The sequence below is a fragment of the Massilia sp. MS-15 genome (assembly GCF_020176695.1).
Taxonomy (GTDB): Bacteria; Pseudomonadota; Gammaproteobacteria; order Burkholderiales; family Burkholderiaceae_D; genus Telluria; species Telluria hydrophila.
Map to the genome: position 1 here is coordinate 28,935 of NZ_JAIWIA010000042.1, position 18,031 is coordinate 46,965.

The window sequence follows — 18,031 nt, forward strand, 5'->3', positions numbered from 1 at the left end:
AACCATGATCGTCAGGCAGCACGTCCGCAAGACCTTCCGCGCCCGCCTATGGGCTGGCGCCATCCTGTTGTCCGTGATCCACGCATGCGCGGCTGGCACCGTGCAGCCTCCGGCGCAAGTGCCGGGTACGCGCGCCGGCGCGGATACCGGCATCGATGCACGCCAGCTCAGCGCGCGCCTGTATGTGGCCGGTCCTGCGCTGCTCTGGCTGGCAGACGGGCCGGAACGGGCGCGCCTTGCCTTGCGCCTGCTGGGCAAGGCCGATGAGCACGGCCTCGACCCGTCCCCCTACGGCCTGGAGGGGCTGGCGCGCCGGCTCGACACGACGCAGGACCCGGCCGCCCTGGCCGCGCTCGACCGCGACATCAGCACCGCCGTGCTGCGCTACCTGGGCGAGCTGCGCTACGGACGCGCGCCATCGCGCTACCGTCCCGGCGGCCTCGCCGCCGGCGCCTTCGATCCCGTCGCGCACCTGCGCCAGGCGCTGGCCGAGGGCAACCTGGAAGGCGCGGTCGAAGCGGCCGCCCCTTCCATCGCCCTGTACGGGCGCACCAGGGAGATGCTGGCCCACTACCGCGCGCTGTCGGCGGCCGCCCCAGACTGGGCGGCCCTGCCGCCGCCCGGCGCCGCGCTCCGGCCCGGTGACGACTACGCGGGGGCCGGCCTGCTGTGCGCCCGCCTGCGCCTGCTGGGCGACCTGGATGGGGCAAGCGGCGCGCCATGCACGGACGCTTACAGCGCCGCGCTGGCCGACGCGCTGCGCCGCTTCCAGGCGCGCCATGGCTTGGCGCAGGATGGCGTGCTGGGGCCGGCGACGCTGGCCGCGCTGGCGGTGCCGCCGGCACGGCGCGCGGCGCAGCTGGCGCTGACCCTGGAACGCCTGCGCTGGCTGCCGCCGCTGCCGCGTGGCAGGGTGATCGCCGTCAACGTGCCTACCTATCGCCTGTGGGCCTTCGATCCGGACGCCGCGCCCGGCGCACCGGTGCTGGAAATGCCGGTGATCGTCGGTACCGCCGCGCGCACCCCGACGCCGCTGTTCATCGGCCAGATGCGCTATCTCGAATTCAACCCCTACTGGAACGTGCCGCCCAGCATCCAGGCTGGCGAGATCGTTCCGAAGCTGGCCGGGAACCCGGCCTACCTGCGCCAGAACGACATGGAGCTGGTCGGCGCCGATGGCAAGGTGCTGGCACTGGCGCCGCCGGACGCGCTCGCGCGCCTGCGCAGCGGCGCGGCCCGGGTGCGGCAGCGGCCGGGCCCGCGCAACGTGCTGGGCGAAGTCAAGTTCGCGATGCCCAATCCGATGAACATCTACCTGCACTCGACGTCGTCGAAGGAACTGTTCGCGCGCAGCCGCCGCGACCTGAGCCACGGATGCATCCGGGTCGCGCAGCCGGCCGCGCTGGCGCAGTTCGTGCTGGCCGACGCGCGCCGCTGGGACGAAGCCGCCGTGGCCCAGGCGATGCAGCCCGGCCCGATGCGCACGGTGACGCTGCCGCGGCCGGTACCGGTCGTGCTGTTCTATGCCACGGCGCTGGTCGACCGCCAAGGGCAGGCCCTGTTCGCGCAGGACATCTATCGCCAGGATCCTGCGCTGATGGAGGCGCTCGGCCTGCGCTAGGCGCTTCCGGTCAGGCGGCGCCAGCGTCGCCGAAGCAGATCCCCAGCTCGCGCGCGGCACGCACCGTTTCGCCATCCACCGGCACACGCCTGGTGTGGCCCGCCACCTGTTCCAGCGGCACGGTGCCGATGTCCGGCGCGCCCAGCGCGACCATCACGCCCGACTGCCCGCCGGCCAGCGTGCGCACCGCGGCCGCGCCGAAGCGCGCCGCCACCACGCGGTCGAAAGCGGACGGGCTGCCGCCGCGCAGCAGGTGGCCCAGCACGACGCTGCGGCAGTCCTTGCCGGTGGCACGGGCCAGCGCCGCCTCCAGGCGTGCGCCGATGCCGCCCAGGCGCTCGGCATGGCCGGCCGCGGCGTCCATCAGCAGTACGCGTTCCGCACCGCTGGGCTGCGCGCCCTCGGCCACCACGACGATGGTGTGGCCATGTCCGGCGGCGTCGCGCGCCGCGATGGCGCCGGCCACGGCAGCGATGTCGAATGGAATCTCGGGCAGCAGGATCGCATGGGCGCCGCCGGCCATGCCGGCATGCAGCGCGATCCAGCCGGCGTAGCGTCCCATGACCTCGACCACCATCACGCGGTGCTGGCTGTCGGCGGTGGTGTGCAGCCGGTCGATGCACTCGGTGGCAAAGCCGACCGCGGTATCGAAGCCGAAGGTCTGGATGGTGCCGTCCAGGTCGTTGTCGATGGTCTTGGGCACGCCCACCACCGGCAGTCCCTTGCGGTGCAGGCAGGCCGCGATCTCCATCGAACTGTCGCCGCCCACCATCACCAGGGCCGTGAAGCCATGCTGCCGGAACAGGGCAAGCAGTTCGTCGCTGCGGTCCTGTTCGCGCAAGCCACCCTCCTCGGCCGGTACCGGATAGCGCAGCGGGTTGCCGCGGTTGGTGCTGCCGAGCATGGTGCCGCCAAGATGGCCGATGCCGTGTACCGCCTCCGGCAGCAGCCGCAGCACCGGCTCGCCGATGCAGGTGTGCGGCGCCAGCAGGCCGTTGAAGCCGTCGCGGATGCCGTAGCATTCCCAGCCGAGCCGCGCCGAAGCGAGGACGACCGCGCGGATCACGGCGTTCAGGCCGGGGGCGTCGCCGCCACCGGTGACGATGGCAATGCGGGTCGTGTTATCCATCTGATGGCTCCATCGAAAACGTGCTAGCGGGGTTCATTGTGCGGTATATCCGCCATCCGCGGCGAGCGCGGCCCCGGTAATGAAGCTGGCCGCGTCGGACAGCAGGAAGGCGACGGCGTGCGCGATCTCCTCGGGGCGGCCGATGCGTCCCAGCGGGTGCAGGCCGGCCAGGGCGGCGCGCTGTCCGGCCTCGAGCGCGCCCAGGATCGGCGTCTCGACGTAGCCCGGGTGCAGGGAGTTGATCCGGATGCCCTGGGCGGCATAGGCCAGCGCCGCCGACCGAGTCAGGCCGGTCACCCCATGCTTGGCCGCCACATAGGCCGGCGCCATCGGGTTGCCCACCAGGCCGAGGATCGAGGACATGTTGACGATCGCTCCCCCCCCGGCGGCGAGGATGGCGGGAATCTGGGCCCGCAGCGCGTGGGCCACGCCGCCGAGGTTGATGTCGATGACGCGCTGCCAGTCCTCTGCCGGCAGTTCGCCGGCCGGCAGCAGGCGTCCGCCGATACCGGCATTGTTGACCGCATACGACAGGCCGCCGAAGGCCTGCTCGGCGGCACGCACGGCGGCGACAGCGGCGGCCGGATCGGCCACGTCGCCGACATGGGCGAGCGCGCGTCCGCCCTCGGCCTCGATCGCCGCCACCAGGCGTGCCAGCGGTTCGGCCTGCAGGTCGGACACCAGCACCGGCAACCCGTTGGCCGCGAGCAGCCTGGCGCTCGCCTCGCCGATGCCGGATGCGGCCCCGCTGACCAGCACTGCCTTGCCCTTGAATGCATATTTCATGTCACCTCCGTGCTTGAACGTTCGTGTGAAGCGGTCTGGAACGGCAGGCAGCGCCGACGGTGCCTGGCTTCACAGGGCGACCGTCTGCAGGTGCTCGGGCACCAGGCAGTCCCATCCCAGCTCATGCTTGATCCTTGCGCGCAGGGCTTCCGAGGCGGCCGGCTCGCCATGGGTGATGAAGGTGCGGCGCGGCGCACGTCCGAGCGCCGACATCCAGCCCATCAGTTCGTTGCTGTCCGCGTGTGCCGACAGGTTGTCCACATGGGCAACCTGTGCGCGCACCCTCACCTGCTGGCCATGGATGCGGATCTCGTCGGCGCCGTCGATCAGCGCCGCGCCGCGCGTGCCGCCAGCCTGGAAACCGGCGAACAAGATAGTGTTGCGGGGGTCTCCGGCGAAGGCTTTCAGGTGGTGCAGCACCCGCCCGCCGGTCGCCATGCCGCTGGCCGAGATGATCACCTTCGGCGTGTTCCTGGCGTCGAGCTGCTTCGATTCCTCGACGGTGTTGATGATGGTGGCGGCATGGCACATGGCCTGGCATGCCGCCGGGTCCAGGCGATGGTCGGCGCGGTGCCTGCCGTAGATGGCCGTGGCGTCGCGCGCCATCGGGCTGTCGAGGAACACCGGCAGGTAGGCCGGGATGGCGCCGCTGGCCTTCATCTGGTGCATCGCATACATCAGCCCCTGGGCGCGCCCCACCGCGAACGCGGGAATGACCACGACGCCCCCGCGCGCTGCCGTGTCGCGGATCACGCTCGCCATCGCCAGCAGCGGATCGGCGGGATCGTGCACCCGGTTGCCATAGGTGGATTCGACCACCAGGTAGTCGGTCGGCGCCAGTGGCGCCGGCGCCACCATGACCGGATCGTTGGCGCGTCCCAGGTCGCCCGAGAAGGTGATGCGGCGGTGGCCATCGTCGAGCGCGACGATGGCCGCGCCCAGGATATGGCCGGCGCGGCTGAATACCGCGCCCAGGCCCGGCGCCACCTCGATGCGCCTGTCGAAGCCGACGGTCACGAACTGCCGCAGCGCCACGCGCGCGTCTTCCTCGGTGTACAGCGGCATGGCCGGCCGGTGCTGGCTGTAGCCGTGGCGGTTGGCGGCGGCGGCGTCTTCTTCCTGCAGGTGTCCGCTATCCGGCAACAGGATCTTGCACAGGTCGTAGGTCGCCTCGCTGCACAGGATCTTCCCTCGGAAGCCAGTCTTGACCAGCAGCGGCAGATAGCCGCTATGGTCGAGGTGGGCGTGGGTCAGCACGACCGCATCGAGGCCGGCCGGGTCGAAGGGCAGGCCGGCCCAGTTGCGCAGGCGGAGCTGCTTGTAGCCCTGGAACAGTCCGCAGTCGACCAGGATCCTGGCGTGTTCCGTGGTGAGCAAGTATTTCGACCCAGTCACCGTTCCTGTACCGCCAAGAAACTGTATCCGCATGGTTCCACCTTATTGTGATGCGCGGGATCAAAACTAGCGCGCGTGAACGAGTGTAAGCGGGCATGCGCTCGCAAATCTTTGACTTACATCAATTCTCTCTGGGCAGTGCGAAACCGGCACAAAAAAAAGCCCGCCGTCTCGCGAGGGCAGGCTTTCCTGTCAGGGCGTGGTCCTGGAACGCTGCTAGCGCGCTGCCAGTTTCTGCCAGGTCTCGATTACCGAGTCCGGGTTGAGCGACATCGATTCGATGCCCTGCTCCACCAGCCACTGCGCGAAGTCGGGATGGTCCGACGGCCCCTGGCCGCAGATGCCGATGTACTTGCCCTGGGCGCGGCAGGCCTTGATGGCCAGGCTCAGCATGGCTTTCACGGCAGGGTCGCGCTCGTCGAAGTCCTTGGCCAGCAGCTCCATGCCGGAGTCGCGGTCTAGGCCCAGGGTCAGCTGGGTCAGGTCGTTCGAGCCGATCGAGAAGCCGTCGAAGTACTGCAGGAACTGCTCGGCCAGGATCGCGTTGGACGGCACTTCGCACATCATGATGACGCGCAGGCCGTTCTCGCCACGCTTCAGGCCATATTTGGCCAGCAGGTCGATGACCTTCTCGGCCTGGCCCAGGGTGCGCACGAACGGGATCATCAGCTCGACATTGGTCAGGCCCATGTCTTCGCGCACGCGTTTCATGGCCATGCATTCCATCTCGAAGCTTTCGGCGAAGTCCTCGGCCAGGTAGCGCGCGGCGCCGCGGAAGCCCAGCATCGGGTTCTCTTCGTCCGGCTCGTAGCGCGAGCCGCCGATCAGCTTCTTGTACTCGTTCGACTTGAAGTCGGACAGGCGCACGATCACCGGCTTGGGCCAGAAGGCCGCGGCGATGGTCGCCACGCCCTCGGCCAGCTTGTCGACGTAGAAGGCGCGCGGCGAGGCGTGGCCGCGCGCCACCGATTCCACCGCCTTCTTCAGGTCGTTGTCGATGTTCGGGTACTCGAGGATGGCCTTCGGGTGCACGCCGATGTTGTTGTTGATGATGAATTCCAGGCGCGCCAGTCCGACGCCGGCGTTCGGCACCGACTGGAAATCGAAGGCCAGCTGCGGGTTGCCGACGTTGAGCATGATCTTGGTCGGGATCGGCGGCAGTTCGCCGCGCGCCACTTCGGTGACCTCGGTTTCCAGCAGGCCGTCGTAGATCTTGCCCTCGTCGCCCTCGGCGCAGGACACCGTGACGAAGGTGCCGTCCTTCAGGGTATCGGTCGCGTCGCCGCAGCCGACCACGGCCGGCACGCCGAGTTCGCGCGCGATGATCGCCGCGTGGCAGGTACGCCCGCCCCGGTTGGTGACGATGGCCGAGGCGCGCTTCATCACCGGTTCCCAGTTCGGGTCGGTCATGTCGGCCACCAGCACGTCGCCCGGCTGCACGCGTTCCATCTCGCTCGGGTCGTGGATCACGCGCACCGGACCGGCGCCGATCTTCTGGCCGATCGCACGGCCCGAGGTCAATACGGTGCCGGTGCCCTTCAGGCTGAAGCGCTGCTGGGCGTCGGTGGCCTTCTGCTGCGACTTCACGGTTTCCGGACGCGCCTGCAGGATGTAGAGCTTGCCGTCGCGGCCGTCCTTGCCCCACTCGATGTCCATCGGACGGCCGTAGTGGTTCTCGATGATGACGGCGTACTTGGCCAGCTCGACCACTTCGGCGTCGCTCAGCGAATAGCGGTTGCGCATCTCGATCGGCACATCGACGGTGCGCACCGAACGGCCGGCCTTGGCCTCGTTGCTGAACTCCATCTTGATGAGTTTCGAGCCGATGTTGCGGCGGATGACCGGCAGCTTGCCCTGAGCAAGCATCGGCTTGTGGACGTAGAACTCGTCCGGGTTGACGGCGCCCTGCACCACCGTCTCGCCCAGGCCGTAGCTCGAGGTGACGAAGACCACGTCCTTGAAGCCCGATTCGGTATCGATGGTAAACATCACGCCGGCCGCGCCGGTGTCGGAACGCACCATGCGCTGCACGCCGGCCGACAGCGCCACTTCGGCGTGGGTAAAGCCTTTGTGCACGCGGTAGGAGATCGCGCGGTCGTTGTAGAGCGAGGCGAAGACTTGCTTCATGGCTTCCAGCACGTTGTCGATGCCGACCACGTTCAGGAAGGTTTCCTGCTGGCCCGCGAACGAGGCGTCGGGCAGGTCTTCGGCGGTGGCCGAGGAACGCACGGCGAACGAGACTTCGGTATCGGAGTCGGCCACCAGGCGCTCGTAGAAGGCGCGGATTTCCTGCTCCAGGCGCGGCTGGAACGGCGTATCGACGATCCACTGGCGGATCTCGGCGCCGGCCGCGGCCAGCGAGCGCACATCATCCACGTCCAGGCCTTCGAGGCGGGTGGCGATGCGCTGGGCCAGCGAATGTGCTCCTCCCTGGCCGCCGTCGACACTGTATTCGAGGAAGTCGCGGAAGGCATCGGCCGTGGTGGCAAAGCCGCCCGGCACCCGCACGCCGGCGCCGGCCAGCTGCGAGATCATCTCGCCCAGCGACGCGTTCTTGCCGCCGACCGACTCGACGTCGGTCATGCGCAGGTTCTCGAACGAGGCGACGTAGACGCGTGACGCTTGTTGCTCTGGCTCCTTCAATGCTGCTACAGACAGGTTAGTCATGGTAAAACACCCTTACTTGATGATAGAAACCTTTACCGCTCACCATGCAGCACCGGACGGGGTCTTCTTGTTATTCTGGCCGTCGTGCCGCACAATGCAGATCCGTTGCCCAGCATTCTACCCCGTGAGCCCGCAAGACCGCTGCAACTTTGTCACGCAGGCCCAGCATTGGATACCATGACCGCAGAAACGACCGTTCCGACCACCCCTCCCTTGCGCACCGTCTTCTTCGTCTCGGACGGCACCGGCATCACGGCGGAGACCTTCGGGCACGCGGTGCTGAGCCAGTTCGAGATGCGCTTTCGCCAGATCCGCCTGCCCTTCATCGACTCGATCGAGAAGGCGCACGAGGCGGCGCGGCGCATCAACGACAGCTTCGAGCGCGATGGCCAGCGGCCAATCGTGTTCTCGACGCTGGTCAAGCACGACCTGTCCAGCATCATCCGGGCGGCCCGGGGCATGCACATGGACCTGTTCCAGACCTTCGTCTCGCCCCTGGAGCAGGAATTGGGCGTAAAGTCCACGCACACGATCGGGCGCATCCACAATGCGGTGGACACCGAGGAGTACAAGAACCGCATCGAGGCGATCAACTTCTCGCTGGCCCACGACGACGGGCAGTCGCACAAGAACCTGGCCGAGGCCGATGTGATCCTGGTCGGCGTGTCGCGCTCGGGCAAGACCCCGACCAGCCTGTACCTGGCCATGCAGTACGGGCTGAAGGCGGCCAACTACCCCTTGATTCCGGACGACTTCGAACGCGGCCGCCTGCCCTCGTCGCTGCCGCCCTTCAAGGCCAAGCTGTTCGGACTGACCATCACGCCCGAGCGCCTGTCGCAGATCCGGAACGAACGCCGCGCCGGCAGCAAGTACGCCTCCATCGAAAATTGCCGCTATGAAGTGAACGAGGCGGAAGCGATGATGCGGCGCGAAGGGATCCGCTGGCTGTCCTCGACCACCAAGTCCATCGAAGAAATCGCCACCACCATCCTGCAGGAAATCAAGCCTGACCGTCGGGAATATTGAATGGGGTCAGAGTCGAATTATCGGGAAACTTTCGAACATTTCCGATTAATTTAACTCCGCCCCCATTTCTTTTGATGTGGCGACGAAGGGAAACCCCGTAGGGTCAGAGTCCAATTTCAAGGCAACTTCCAAAAGTTGTCAAACAATTCGACTCTGACCCCACCTAAAAGAAATGCCGCCAGTCTTCGAGCCAGCCGGGGAAGGCGGCCGCCTCCATCGGGTTGGCGATGTGGTAGCCCTGGGCGTAGGTGCAGCCGAGGTTTTGCAGGAAATCCCAGTCCTGGCGCGTCTCCACCCCCACCGCCACCGACATGCGGTCCAGGCTGTGCGCCAGTCCAAGGCAGGAGCGCAGCACCGTGCCAAGCGGGCGGCGCTTGGAGGCGCCATCGACGAAGCTGCGGTCGATCTTCAGTTCGCTGAACGGGATGCGCGCCAGCAGCTGCAGGTTCGAGCGCCCGGTGCCGTAGTCATCGATCGCCAGGCCGAAACCCATCATCCGCAGGCGCACCAGGCGCTCGATGAAGGCCGGATCGCTGTTGAGCACCGAGGATTCCGGCATCTCGAAGGTCAGGTATTCGGGCAGGATGCGGTGGCGCCCGATGCAGGCCGTGATCTGGCGGATGAAGGCCGGATGCGCCAGCGTCTCGGGCGCGAGATTGATCGAGATCGGCACCGGGATGCCCTGGTCCTGGAACCAGCGGCAGCGTTCGGCCGACATCTCGATCATGCTCCAGTCGAGGAAATCGACCCGGTTGTTCTGCTCCAGCGCGTCGATGAAGGAAGCCGGGCCCAGCACCCCGTGTTCCGGATGGCGCCAGCGTGCAAACGCTTCCAGCCCCTTCACCTGGCCGGTGGCCAGTTCGATCTTGGGCTGGAAGAAGGGTTCGAACTGGCGCTTCTGCAGGCCGATGCCGATATCCTGGAAGGTCGAACGCGGCCCGGCCGGACGCTCGGGACTGCGCGCCAGCGGCGTGTAGTTCTCCAGCAGCGGCTTGATCTTCGCCGCCGTCACCGGCTTGCCGATCGTGCCCAGCAGGTCGATGCCGTAGGCCTGGGCCAGCGTCTCCACCGAGAACAGCAGCCCGGCCGGCTGGGCGCCGGTGACGATCAGGCGCACGTCGATGCGCTGGGTGCCGAGGTGGCGCATCAGTTCCAGGCCGTCCATCCCCGGCAGGGCCAGGTCGACGATCGCGACATCGATCCGCGGCGCGAAGCCGCCTTCGAGGCGCTGCAGCGCAAGGTGCCCGTCCGGCACGTCGGTGACGCGGCTCGCGCCCAGCTGGCCGAGCAGCTCCACCAGCGACCGGCGCTGGGCCGTGTCGGCTTCCGCCACCAGGAAGTGCAAATGCGCGATGTCCATCTCTACTCCATTTCAGCATCTCGACGCGAGCTCGCGCCAGCTTAACCCGAAGGCCGAGTGCGCGTCTATGCCTGCAGCTGCCGCAGCTGCTCGAAGAAGCACACGGCGGCGCAGGCGGCCACGTTGAGCGACTCCACCTTGCCCGCATGCGGCACTGCGACGCGGTGCGTGGCCAGCGCCAGCAGCTCCTGCGACACGCCCTGCCCTTCGTGTCCGAGCACCCAGGCTACGGGACGCCGCAGGTCGAGCGCATACAGCCGCTCGGCGGCATAGCCGCTGGTGGCCAGCACTGGAATGCTGGCCGAGCGCACCAGCGGCGCCAGCTCGATGTTCTCGAAGATGTCGAGCACGAAGTGGGCGCCCATCGCCGCACGCAGCACCTTGGGCGACCAGCAGAAGGCCGTGCCCGGCGCGCAGTACACCTGACAGATGCCGCTCGCCGCGGCGCTGCGCAGGATCGAGCCAACGTTGCCCGGGTCCTGCACGCCATCGAGCAGCACGCTCGATTCGACCAGGGCGGGCGAGCGGTCCGGCACCGGACACACCACCAGGAACAGCACGTGCACGCCATGCTCCACCTGGCTGATCGCGCCGAACAGCGCGTCCGGCAGCACCGTGCCCGGGGCGCCCAGCGCTTCGGCGCCAGCCGCGATGGCCGCCACTTCCGGATTGGCGAGCGCCGTTTCCGACACCACGCAGTGGACGGGCGCGCCGCGCAGCTCGAGCCAGCTCTGGCACAGGTGCACGCCGTCAAGCAGGCTCAGACCGCTCTTCCTGCGCGCCTGCGAACTGGTGGCGAGCGCCTTGAGCTCTTTATAGAACGCGTTGTCGCGCGAAGTGATCGATTTCATGCGGCGGCCCTCATGCAGCAAACAGGTCGGCCTGCAGCAGCTCACGCACCGGTCCGAACGAGCGGCGGTGCACCGGCGACGGTCCATGCAGGCGCAGGCGCTCCAGGTGCAGCGCCGTCCCATAGCCCTTGTGCTGGTCGAAGCAGTACTGCGGATACGCGGCATGCAGGCGCACCAGCGCGGCGTCGCGTGCGGTCTTGGCAAGGATCGAGGCCGCCGAGATCGCATGCACTTTGTCGTCACCCTCGACCACGGCGTGGGCCTTGATCTCCATCGGCGGGCAGCGGTTGCCGTCGATCAGGGCGATGGTCGGCAGCGTGGACAGCGCCTCCACCGCGCGCCGCATGGCCAGCATGGTCGCGTGCAGGATGTTCAGCGAGTCGATTTCTTCGCATGAGCACTCGGCGATGGCCCAGGCCAGCGCGCATTCCCTGATCTGCGGCGCCAGTTCTTCGCGCCGCGCCTCGCTCAGCTTCTTGGAGTCGCGCAGGCCCTCGATCGGGCGCTTCGGATCGAGGATCACGGCGGCGGCGAATACCGGCCCGGCCAGCGGGCCGCGGCCGGCTTCGTCCACGCCGCACACGATGTCGGCGTCGGTGAAGGGGCGCAGCCGCGGCGGCAGGCCGGGATAGAGGTTCATCCTGGGTCGTCGGGCAGTCTTGCTCATTTGCGTTTTCCAATCACGCGCAGCACGGCGTCAGCGCTCGCCTCGGCGCTGTTGCGCAGCAGGCTGTGGTGCATGTCGAGGAAGCGGCGCGCCAGCGCCTCCTTCCCGGCCGGGTCGTCCAACTGGCGCCAGACGGCGTCGGCCAGCGCCTGCGGCGTGGCGGCATGCTGAAGATATTCCGGCACGAGGAATTCGCGCGCCAGGATGTTCGGCAGCCCGATCCAGGGCTGGTAGCCCATGTGGCGCATGATTTCCCACGAGGCGCGCATGACCTTGTAGGCGATCACCATCGGCTTCTTGAACAGCGCCACCTCGAGCGTTGCGGTGCCGGAGGCCACCAGCACCGCGTCGGCGGCGGCGATCGCGGCGTGCGATCCGCCGTCGACCAGGCGCACCGGCACCTCGCCCAGGCCGGCCTTGTGCACGATGTCGGTGTAGTAGGCGCGCTGGCGCTCGCCCGCCATCGGCGCGATGAAGGTCATGCCCGGGTCGCGCTGCGCCAGCAGGCGCGCGGCCGCGACAAACGGCTCGGCCAGGTATTTCAGCTCTCCCATGCGGCTGCCCGGCATCAGGGTGACCACGCGTGCGCCAGGGGCGATGCCGAGCGCCGCGCGCGCCGCCGCCACGTCCGGCGCCAGTGGAATCATCTCGGCCAGCGGGTGCCCGATATAGGTCACCGGCACCCCGGCCGCACGGTAGATCGCTTCCTCGAATGGAAAGATAACCAGCATGTGCGACACGGCACGCTTGATCTTCTTGATGCGCCCGCCGCGCCAGGCCCAGATCTGCGGGCTGACGAAATGCACGGTCGGAATGCCGCCGGCGCGCAACTGCTCTTCCAGGCCCAGGTTGAAGCCCGGGTAGTCGGCGCCGATGAAGGCGGCCGGCCGCTCCGCGAGCAGGCGGTCGCGCAGGCGGTTCTGGATGCCCTTGATCTCGCGGTAGCGGGGAATGATCTCGAACAGACCGCGCACGGTGAGCGTCTCGATCGGAACGTCGGAGTGCATGCCCTGCTCGATCATGCGCGGGCCGCCGATGCCATGGAAGCGCACGTCCGGCAGGTGCGGACGCAGTCCGGCCATCAGGCGCGCGGCCAGCATGTCGCCGGACACCTCGCCTGCCACCATCGCAAGTGACATGCCGCGGGCCGTGAACTCAGCGGACGATGCCACGGCTTGCCAGGCCCAGGAACTCGCGCATGGCGCGGATGTCTTGCGCCGCGCCCGCGTGCTGGCTTTCCTGCTCCAGCAGCGCGGCCTTGGCTTCCTCGAGCGTCAGGCCGGAACGGTACAGCAGCTTGTAGGCGGCGCGGATGCCGTCGATGCGCTCGCGCGTGAAGCCGCGCCGCTTGAGGCCCTCGATGTTGATGCCGCGCTGGCCGGCCGGATTCCCCGACACCAGCACGAAGGGCGGCACGTCCTGGGTCAGGCTGGTGTACATGCCGATGAAGGCATGGGCGCCGATCTTGCAGAACTGGTGCACGCCGGCATAGCCGGACAGGATCGCGTGGTCGCCCACGTGCACATGGCCAGCCAGTTGCGCGTTGTTCGAGAAGATCGTGTGGCTGCCCACCTGGCAGTCGTGCGCCAGGTGCACGTAGGCCGAGATCCAGTTGTCGTCGCCCAGGCGGGTCACGCCTTCGTCCTGGGCCGTGCCCAGGTTCATGGTGACGAATTCGCGGATCGTATTGCCGTCGCCGATTTCCAGGCGGGTCGGCTCGCCCTGCCATTTCTTGTCCTGGGGCGCCGCGCCGATCGAGCAGAACTGGAAGAACTTGTTATCCCTGCCGACCGTCGTATGGCCCTCGATGACCACGTGCGGGCCGACCACGGTGCCGGCGCCGATGCGCACGTTTGGCCCGATGATCGAATACGGGCCGACCTCGACCGAGCTGTCCAGCTCCGCCTTCGGGTCGACGATCGCGCTCGGGTGAATCCTGCTCATCTTACTGTCCCGCGGGGGTGGCGGGGATGGCGGCGGCGTCGTTGGCGCGGATGGTGCACATCAGTTCACCCTCGACCGCGACCTTGCCGTCCACGCTGGCCACCGCCTTGTATTTCCAGATGCCGCGCGAGACGCGCAGGATCTCGACGTCCATCTTGAGCTGGTCGCCCGGCTCCACCGGGCGCTTGAAGCGCGCATTGTCGATGCCCACGAAGTACACCACCGAGTTCTCGTCCGGCTTGACGTTCATGGTCATGAAGGACAGGATCGCGGCGGTCTGCGCCATCGCCTCGATCATCAGGACGCCCGGCATCACCGGCTTGTGCGGGAAGTGGCCGTTGAAGAATTCCTCGTTGACGGTAACGTTCTTGATCGCGGTGATGCGTTTGCCGACTTCGACGTCGAGCACGCGGTCCACCAGCAGCAGCGGATAGCGGTGCGGCAGGTATTCCTTGATCGCGTTGATGTCGAGGGTGGTCTTGGCGCTGCTCTGGACGTCGGTATTCATTTTTGTTCTGTCAGTGTTTTGATTGTTTTTTCAAGCGTGCGGATCTTCTCGCGCATCGAGGCCAGGTTGCGCACGATGGCGGCGCTGCGTTCCCACTCGGCGTTCTTGGCCAGCGGGTAGAAGCCGGTGTACTGGCCCGGCTCCAGCACCGAGCGCGACACCATGCTGCCCGAGGAGATATGGACGTTGTCCGCGATCTCCAGGTGCCCCAGCACCATGGCGGCGCCACCGAAGGTGCAGCCCTTGCCGATCTTGGCGCTGCCGGCCACGCCGACGCAGCCCGCCATCGCGGTGTGGGCGCCGATATGGCAGTTGTGGCCGATCTGGATCTGGTTGTCGAGCTTGACCCCGTCCTCGATCACGGTGTCAGCCAGCGCGCCGCGGTCGATGCAGGTATTCGCGCCGATGTCGACGTCGTCGCCGATCACCACCGCGCCGGTCTGCGGGATCTTGATGTACTTGCCGCCCTCGACCGCGAAGCCGAAACCGTCGGTGCCGATCACGGCGCCGGAATGGATGATGCCGCGTGCGCCGATGCTGCAGCGCGCGTGGAACGTCACGTTGGCGAACAGCCGGGTGCCGGCGCCGATGCGCGCTTCAGGCCCGATGTGGCAGCCGGCGTCGATCACGGCATGCGCGCCGACGATGGCGCCCGCCTCGATCGTTACCAGGGGGCCCACGTGCGCGGTCGGATCGACCACCGCCTGCGGCGACACCACCGCGCTCGGGTGGATCCCGGGCGCGGGCGGGGTCTCGGCAAGCGAGACGAAATATTGCGCGGCGCGGGCGAAGTAGGCGTACGGATTGGTGGTCAGGATACGCGCACCTTCATAGGTGGCGCTGACGGTCGGGTCGTCCAGCGGCGACAGGATCAGCGCCGCGGCGCCGCTCTGCGCGGCCAGGGCGCGCAGCTTGCTGTTGCTGAGGAAGCTGATGTGCGCTGGTCCCGCGCTGTCGAGCGGCGCGATGGCCGAGACGGTGATCCCAGGGTCGCCCACCAGTTGTCCGCCGAAGCGCTCGACCAGGTCTCCGAGTCGAATGCCCATGTTGGAATGTAGGGTGTCAGTCAATGTGGTGCTTCTTTACGCGTTACTTGTCGAGCAGCTTCAGGATCTTGTCGGTGATGTCGATGCGCGGGCTTGACCATGCGGCTTCGGCCAGCACGGCGTCCAGCTTCTCCTGTTCGGCAACCTGCTCGATGATCTTGTAGGCACGCGTCGCGATCGCGGCGCGCTCTTCGTTCTTGCGCTGCATGAGGTCTTCCTGGAACTCGCGCTGCATGCGCTGGACGTCCTTGTCCATGTTCAGCAGCTCGCGCGCGCGGCGGGTGCGCTCGACGTCGCTCAGGCCGGCGGCCTCGCCGTCGAACTTCTCCGACATCTGCTTGAGCCTGGTGACGGTTTCCTCGACCACCTTCTGGCGCTTGGAGAACTCGGCCTGGATGCGTGCGTCGGCCGTTTTCGCCATCTTCGATTCGGTCATCAGGCGCTCGGTGGCCACGAAGCCGATCCGGCCCGACCCCGTCTGGGCCTGGGCCAGCGGCGCCGCGCACAGAACGGCCAGCAGCAGCGCCCGTGGCAGTACGCGGGGCAAGGTGGCTATCAGCGTTTTCAACATCTCTCTCCGCAATCAGGTGGGCCGCGCGCGCGGCCCCGTTCTCGCCGTCAGAAGCCGGTACCCATCTGGAACTGGAAGCGCTCCAGGCGGTCGCCCGGCAGGGCATTCAAAGGCTTAGCATAACTCAACTTGAGCGGACCGACCGGCGAAATCCACGACAGGCCGATACCCGCCGAATAGCGCATCCGGTCGAGACGGATCTTTTCCTGCTCCTGGTAGACCTGGCCGCCGTCCACGAACGTGAACCAGCGCAGGCTGCGGTCGGTGCCGCTGCCAGGGAACGGGAACTGCAGTTCGGCGTTGGCGATCACGCGCTTGGAGCCGCCGATGGCGTCGTAGTAGGTCGGGTCGACCACGCCCAGGGTCGAGCTCTCGTAGCCGCGCACCGAACCGATGCCGCCGGCGTAGAAGTTCTTGAAGACCGGGTAGGCGCTGCCGCCGATGCCCTTGCCGTAGTCGAATTCGCCGCGCAGCGCCAGCGTCATCCAGCGCGTGAGCGGACGCCACCACTGGTGTTCGTACACCAGGCGGTAGTACTTCGAATCGCCCAGCGCATCGATTTCCAGGTTGGCGCGCTGGTAGCGGCCGCGGGTCGGGGTCACGGCGCTGTCGCGGGTGTCGCGGCCCCAGGCCGCGGTCAGCGGGATCGCGAAGGTGTCCGCCTTGCCGATACCGTCCGCCGGGCCGCCGTTGTTCGCCACGAAGCTCTTGTACAGCTGCGGCGACGTGAAGTCGGTCTCGATCTGCGTGCGTTCGAGGCCGGCGCCGAAGTAGACGGTGTCGGATTCCGAGAAAGGCACGCCGAAGTTGAGGGTGCCGCCGGTCTGGCGCACCGTGTACAGGCCGAGGTTGGCCGCCGGCGGACGCATCGTGCGCAGGAACAGCTGGAACGAGCGCGAGATGCCGTCGTCGGTGAAATACGGATTGGTGTGCGAGAACGCGATCGTGCGGTTGTACTTGCTGGTGTTGAGCTCCAGCGCGACCGTGTTGCCGCTGCCGGCGAAGTTGGCCTGCGAGATCGACGCGGTGAAGGTGAACTTCTCCGACTGCGAGAAGGCGCCACCGATCATGAAGTTACCGGTCGGCTTCTCTTCCACCACCATGTTGACGTCGACCTGGTCGGTGCCGCCCGGGGCCTCCGGGGTGTCGATCTTGACGTCCTTGAAGTAGCCGAGACGGTCGACACGGTCGCGCGACAGCTTGACGCGGTTGGCGTCGTACCACGAGCTTTCGAACTGGCGGAACTCGCGGCGGATGACTTCATCGCGCGTCACGGTGTTGCCCGAGATGTTCATGTGGCGCACGTAGGCACGCTTGCCCGGGTCGATGAAGAAGGTGAACGCGGCTTCGCGCTTCTCGCGGTTGATTTCCGGGTTGGCGGTGACGTTGGCGAAGGCGTAGCCGAAGGTGCCGAGGCGGTTGGCGATCAGCTTGTTGGTCGCTTCCTGCGCCTCGCCCGAATAGGTCTTGCCCGGCTGGAGCAGGATCAGGCTGCGCAGCTCTTCCTCGCGGCCAAACATCTCGCCTTCCAGCTTGACGCTGGAGACGGTGTACTGCTCGCCCTCGGTGATGTTGATGGTCAGGTAGATGTCGCGCTTGTCCGGCGTGATCGAGACCTGGGTCGATTCGACGTTGGCTTCCAGGTAGCCGTGGTTCAGGTACCAGGACTTGATGGTCTCCAGGTCGCCGGTCAGCTTTTGCTTGGAATACTGGTCGGCCTTCGAATACCAGGTGAGCCAGCCCGACTTCGACAGCTGCAGCAGTTCGAGCAGCTGCTTGTCGGAGAAGGCCTTGTTGCCCACGAACGAGATCTGGCGAATCTTGGCGATGTCGCCTTCGTCGACGTTGAACATGACCGTCACGCGGTTACGCTCGATCGGGGTGACGGTGGTGGTGATCTTCACGCCGTACAGGCCGTGCGACAGGTACTGGCGCTTCAGTTCCTGTTCCGCGCGGTCCACCGCCGCCTTGTCGAAGATGCGGGTCTCGCCCACGCCGATCTCGCGCAGGGCCTTGACCAGCATGTCCTTCTCGAATTCCTTGGTGCCGGTGAAGTCCACGGAGGAGATCGCGGGACGCTCCTCGACCAGCACCACCAGCACGCCGTTTTCCTCTTCCAGGCGGATGTCCTTGAAGAAGCCGGTCGCGAACAGGGCCTTGATCGCGGTGGTGGCCTTGGCGTCGTCGAAGGTCTCGCCAACACGCACCGGCAGGTAGCTGAACACGGTGCCCGCTTCCGTCCGCTGGATGCCTTCGACCCGGATGTCCTTCACCACGAACGGGTTGACGGCAAGCGCATTGCCGGCGCACAGAGCCAGGACGGCTGCGCCAATCATGCTGCGGCGGATGAACGGCAGGGCAAAACGGTTCGTGTGTGAATTCATTGGCTGGATCTGTGGGTCAGTCATTGGACATCGTTGCATATTGTTTTTAGCTGGCGTTCCGGCTTGCTGCGCGCCC

Annotated in this window: 15 protein-coding genes; 2 read left to right on the top strand and 13 right to left on the bottom strand. The window is 67.2% G+C overall.

What is annotated here, in order from left to right:
* Positions 1-4 precede the first annotated feature (4 nt).
* Positions 5-1,621 (top strand): murein L,D-transpeptidase, encoded by a 1,617-nt coding sequence (locus LCI23_RS16780; protein WP_224947596.1) that lies wholly within the window; start codon positions 5-7, stop codon positions 1,619-1,621.
* A gap of 10 nt (positions 1,622-1,631) precedes the next feature.
* Here the strand turns inward: LCI23_RS16780 and LCI23_RS16785 are convergent, their stop codons facing one another.
* The 4 genes from LCI23_RS16785 to ppsA all read right to left on the bottom strand — a co-directional run bounded on the left by LCI23_RS16785 (position 1,632) and on the right by ppsA (position 7,598).
* Positions 1,632-2,750, bottom strand: coding sequence for a 6-phosphofructokinase (locus tag LCI23_RS16785; RefSeq protein WP_224947597.1), 1,119 nt, complete (start codon positions 2,748-2,750; stop codon positions 1,632-1,634).
* 33 nt (positions 2,751-2,783) lie between these two features.
* Positions 2,784-3,536, bottom strand: a complete 753-nt coding sequence (locus tag LCI23_RS16790; RefSeq protein WP_224947598.1) for an SDR family NAD(P)-dependent oxidoreductase — start codon at positions 3,534-3,536, stop codon at positions 2,784-2,786.
* Positions 3,537-3,605: 69 nt separating this feature from the next.
* On the bottom strand, positions 3,606-4,964 hold the full coding sequence (locus tag LCI23_RS16795) for an MBL fold metallo-hydrolase RNA specificity domain-containing protein (RefSeq protein ID WP_224947599.1): 1,359 nt from the start codon (positions 4,962-4,964) through the stop codon (positions 3,606-3,608).
* A 183-nt stretch (positions 4,965-5,147) separates the two neighbouring features.
* Positions 5,148-7,598, bottom strand: coding sequence for a phosphoenolpyruvate synthase (ppsA, locus tag LCI23_RS16800; RefSeq protein ID WP_224947600.1), 2,451 nt, complete (start codon positions 7,596-7,598; stop codon positions 5,148-5,150).
* Between the two features lie 177 nt (positions 7,599-7,775).
* On the opposite strand from ppsA, the gene LCI23_RS16805 reads away from it, so the two are divergent.
* A complete protein-coding gene (locus tag LCI23_RS16805; RefSeq protein ID WP_224947601.1) occupies positions 7,776-8,624 on the top strand; it encodes a pyruvate, water dikinase regulatory protein in 849 nt (282 codons plus the stop codon).
* 163 nt (positions 8,625-8,787) lie between these two features.
* Here LCI23_RS16805 and LCI23_RS16810 read toward each other — a convergent pair whose 3' ends face one another.
* From LCI23_RS16810 to bamA, 9 genes are all read right to left on the bottom strand, one after another.
* Entirely contained in the window at positions 8,788-9,984 is a 1,197-nt protein-coding gene (locus LCI23_RS16810; protein WP_224947602.1) for an EAL domain-containing protein, read from the bottom strand.
* Between the two features lie 65 nt (positions 9,985-10,049).
* Complete coding sequence (locus LCI23_RS16815; protein ID WP_224947603.1) at positions 10,050-10,835, bottom strand: RNA methyltransferase; 786 nt, start codon at positions 10,833-10,835, stop codon at positions 10,050-10,052.
* A gap of 10 nt (positions 10,836-10,845) precedes the next feature.
* The gene (gene rnhB / locus LCI23_RS16820; RefSeq protein ID WP_224947604.1) at positions 10,846-11,475 is read right to left on the bottom strand and encodes a ribonuclease HII; all 630 of its coding nucleotides are present in this window, start codon (positions 11,473-11,475) and stop codon (positions 10,846-10,848) included.
* A gap of 23 nt (positions 11,476-11,498) precedes the next feature.
* Positions 11,499-12,641, bottom strand: a complete 1,143-nt coding sequence (gene lpxB / locus LCI23_RS16825) for a lipid-A-disaccharide synthase (RefSeq protein ID WP_224947605.1) — start codon at positions 12,639-12,641, stop codon at positions 11,499-11,501.
* A gap of 16 nt (positions 12,642-12,657) precedes the next feature.
* Positions 12,658-13,446 (bottom strand): acyl-ACP--UDP-N-acetylglucosamine O-acyltransferase, encoded by a 789-nt coding sequence (gene lpxA / locus LCI23_RS16830; protein WP_224947606.1) that lies wholly within the window; start codon positions 13,444-13,446, stop codon positions 12,658-12,660.
* Between the two features lies 1 nt (position 13,447).
* On the bottom strand, positions 13,448-13,954 hold the full coding sequence (gene fabZ, locus LCI23_RS16835) for a 3-hydroxyacyl-ACP dehydratase FabZ (protein WP_224947607.1): 507 nt from the start codon (positions 13,952-13,954) through the stop codon (positions 13,448-13,450).
* A complete protein-coding gene (gene lpxD, locus LCI23_RS16840) occupies positions 13,951-15,000 on the bottom strand; it encodes a UDP-3-O-(3-hydroxymyristoyl)glucosamine N-acyltransferase (protein ID WP_224947608.1) in 1,050 nt (349 codons plus the stop codon). The genes fabZ and lpxD overlap by 4 nt, the downstream gene beginning before the upstream one ends.
* A gap of 43 nt (positions 15,001-15,043) precedes the next feature.
* Positions 15,044-15,547 carry an OmpH family outer membrane protein gene (locus LCI23_RS16845; protein WP_224947609.1) on the bottom strand — a complete coding sequence of 168 codons (504 nt, stop codon included), beginning with the start codon at positions 15,545-15,547 and terminating at the stop codon, positions 15,044-15,046.
* A gap of 71 nt (positions 15,548-15,618) precedes the next feature.
* The gene (bamA, locus tag LCI23_RS16850; RefSeq protein WP_224947610.1) at positions 15,619-17,955 is read right to left on the bottom strand and encodes an outer membrane protein assembly factor BamA; all 2,337 of its coding nucleotides are present in this window, start codon (positions 17,953-17,955) and stop codon (positions 15,619-15,621) included.
* Positions 17,956-18,031: the final 76 nt, after the last annotated feature.

Excerpts from the sequence above, each read along its gene's own strand:
- LCI23_RS16815 (WP_224947603.1), bottom strand. The coding sequence starts at position 10,835 with ATGAAATCGATCACTTCGCGCGACAACGCGTTCTATAAAGAGCTCAAG.
- lpxB (WP_224947605.1), bottom strand. The coding sequence starts at position 12,641 with ATGTCACTTGCGATGGTGGCAGGCGAGGTGTCCGGCGACATGCTGGCC.
- rnhB (WP_224947604.1), bottom strand. The coding sequence starts at position 11,475 with ATGAACCTCTATCCCGGCCTGCCGCCGCGGCTGCGCCCCTTCACCGAC.
- LCI23_RS16810 (WP_224947602.1), bottom strand. The coding sequence starts at position 9,984 with ATGGACATCGCGCATTTGCACTTCCTGGTGGCGGAAGCCGACACGGCC.
- bamA (WP_224947610.1), bottom strand. The coding sequence starts at position 17,955 with ATGAATTCACACACGAACCGTTTTGCCCTGCCGTTCATCCGCCGCAGC.
- LCI23_RS16790 (WP_224947598.1), bottom strand. The coding sequence starts at position 3,536 with ATGAAATATGCATTCAAGGGCAAGGCAGTGCTGGTCAGCGGGGCCGCA.
- LCI23_RS16805 (WP_224947601.1), top strand. The coding sequence starts at position 7,776 with ATGACCGCAGAAACGACCGTTCCGACCACCCCTCCCTTGCGCACCGTC.
- LCI23_RS16780 (WP_224947596.1), top strand. The coding sequence starts at position 5 with ATGATCGTCAGGCAGCACGTCCGCAAGACCTTCCGCGCCCGCCTATGG.
- LCI23_RS16795 (WP_224947599.1), bottom strand. The coding sequence starts at position 4,964 with ATGCGGATACAGTTTCTTGGCGGTACAGGAACGGTGACTGGGTCGAAA.
- fabZ (WP_224947607.1), bottom strand. The coding sequence starts at position 13,954 with ATGAATACCGACGTCCAGAGCAGCGCCAAGACCACCCTCGACATCAAC.
- lpxA (WP_224947606.1), bottom strand. The coding sequence starts at position 13,446 with ATGAGCAGGATTCACCCGAGCGCGATCGTCGACCCGAAGGCGGAGCTG.
- ppsA (WP_224947600.1), bottom strand. The coding sequence starts at position 7,598 with ATGACTAACCTGTCTGTAGCAGCATTGAAGGAGCCAGAGCAACAAGCG.
- LCI23_RS16785 (WP_224947597.1), bottom strand. The coding sequence starts at position 2,750 with ATGGATAACACGACCCGCATTGCCATCGTCACCGGTGGCGGCGACGCC.
- lpxD (WP_224947608.1), bottom strand. The coding sequence starts at position 15,000 with ATGGGCATTCGACTCGGAGACCTGGTCGAGCGCTTCGGCGGACAACTG.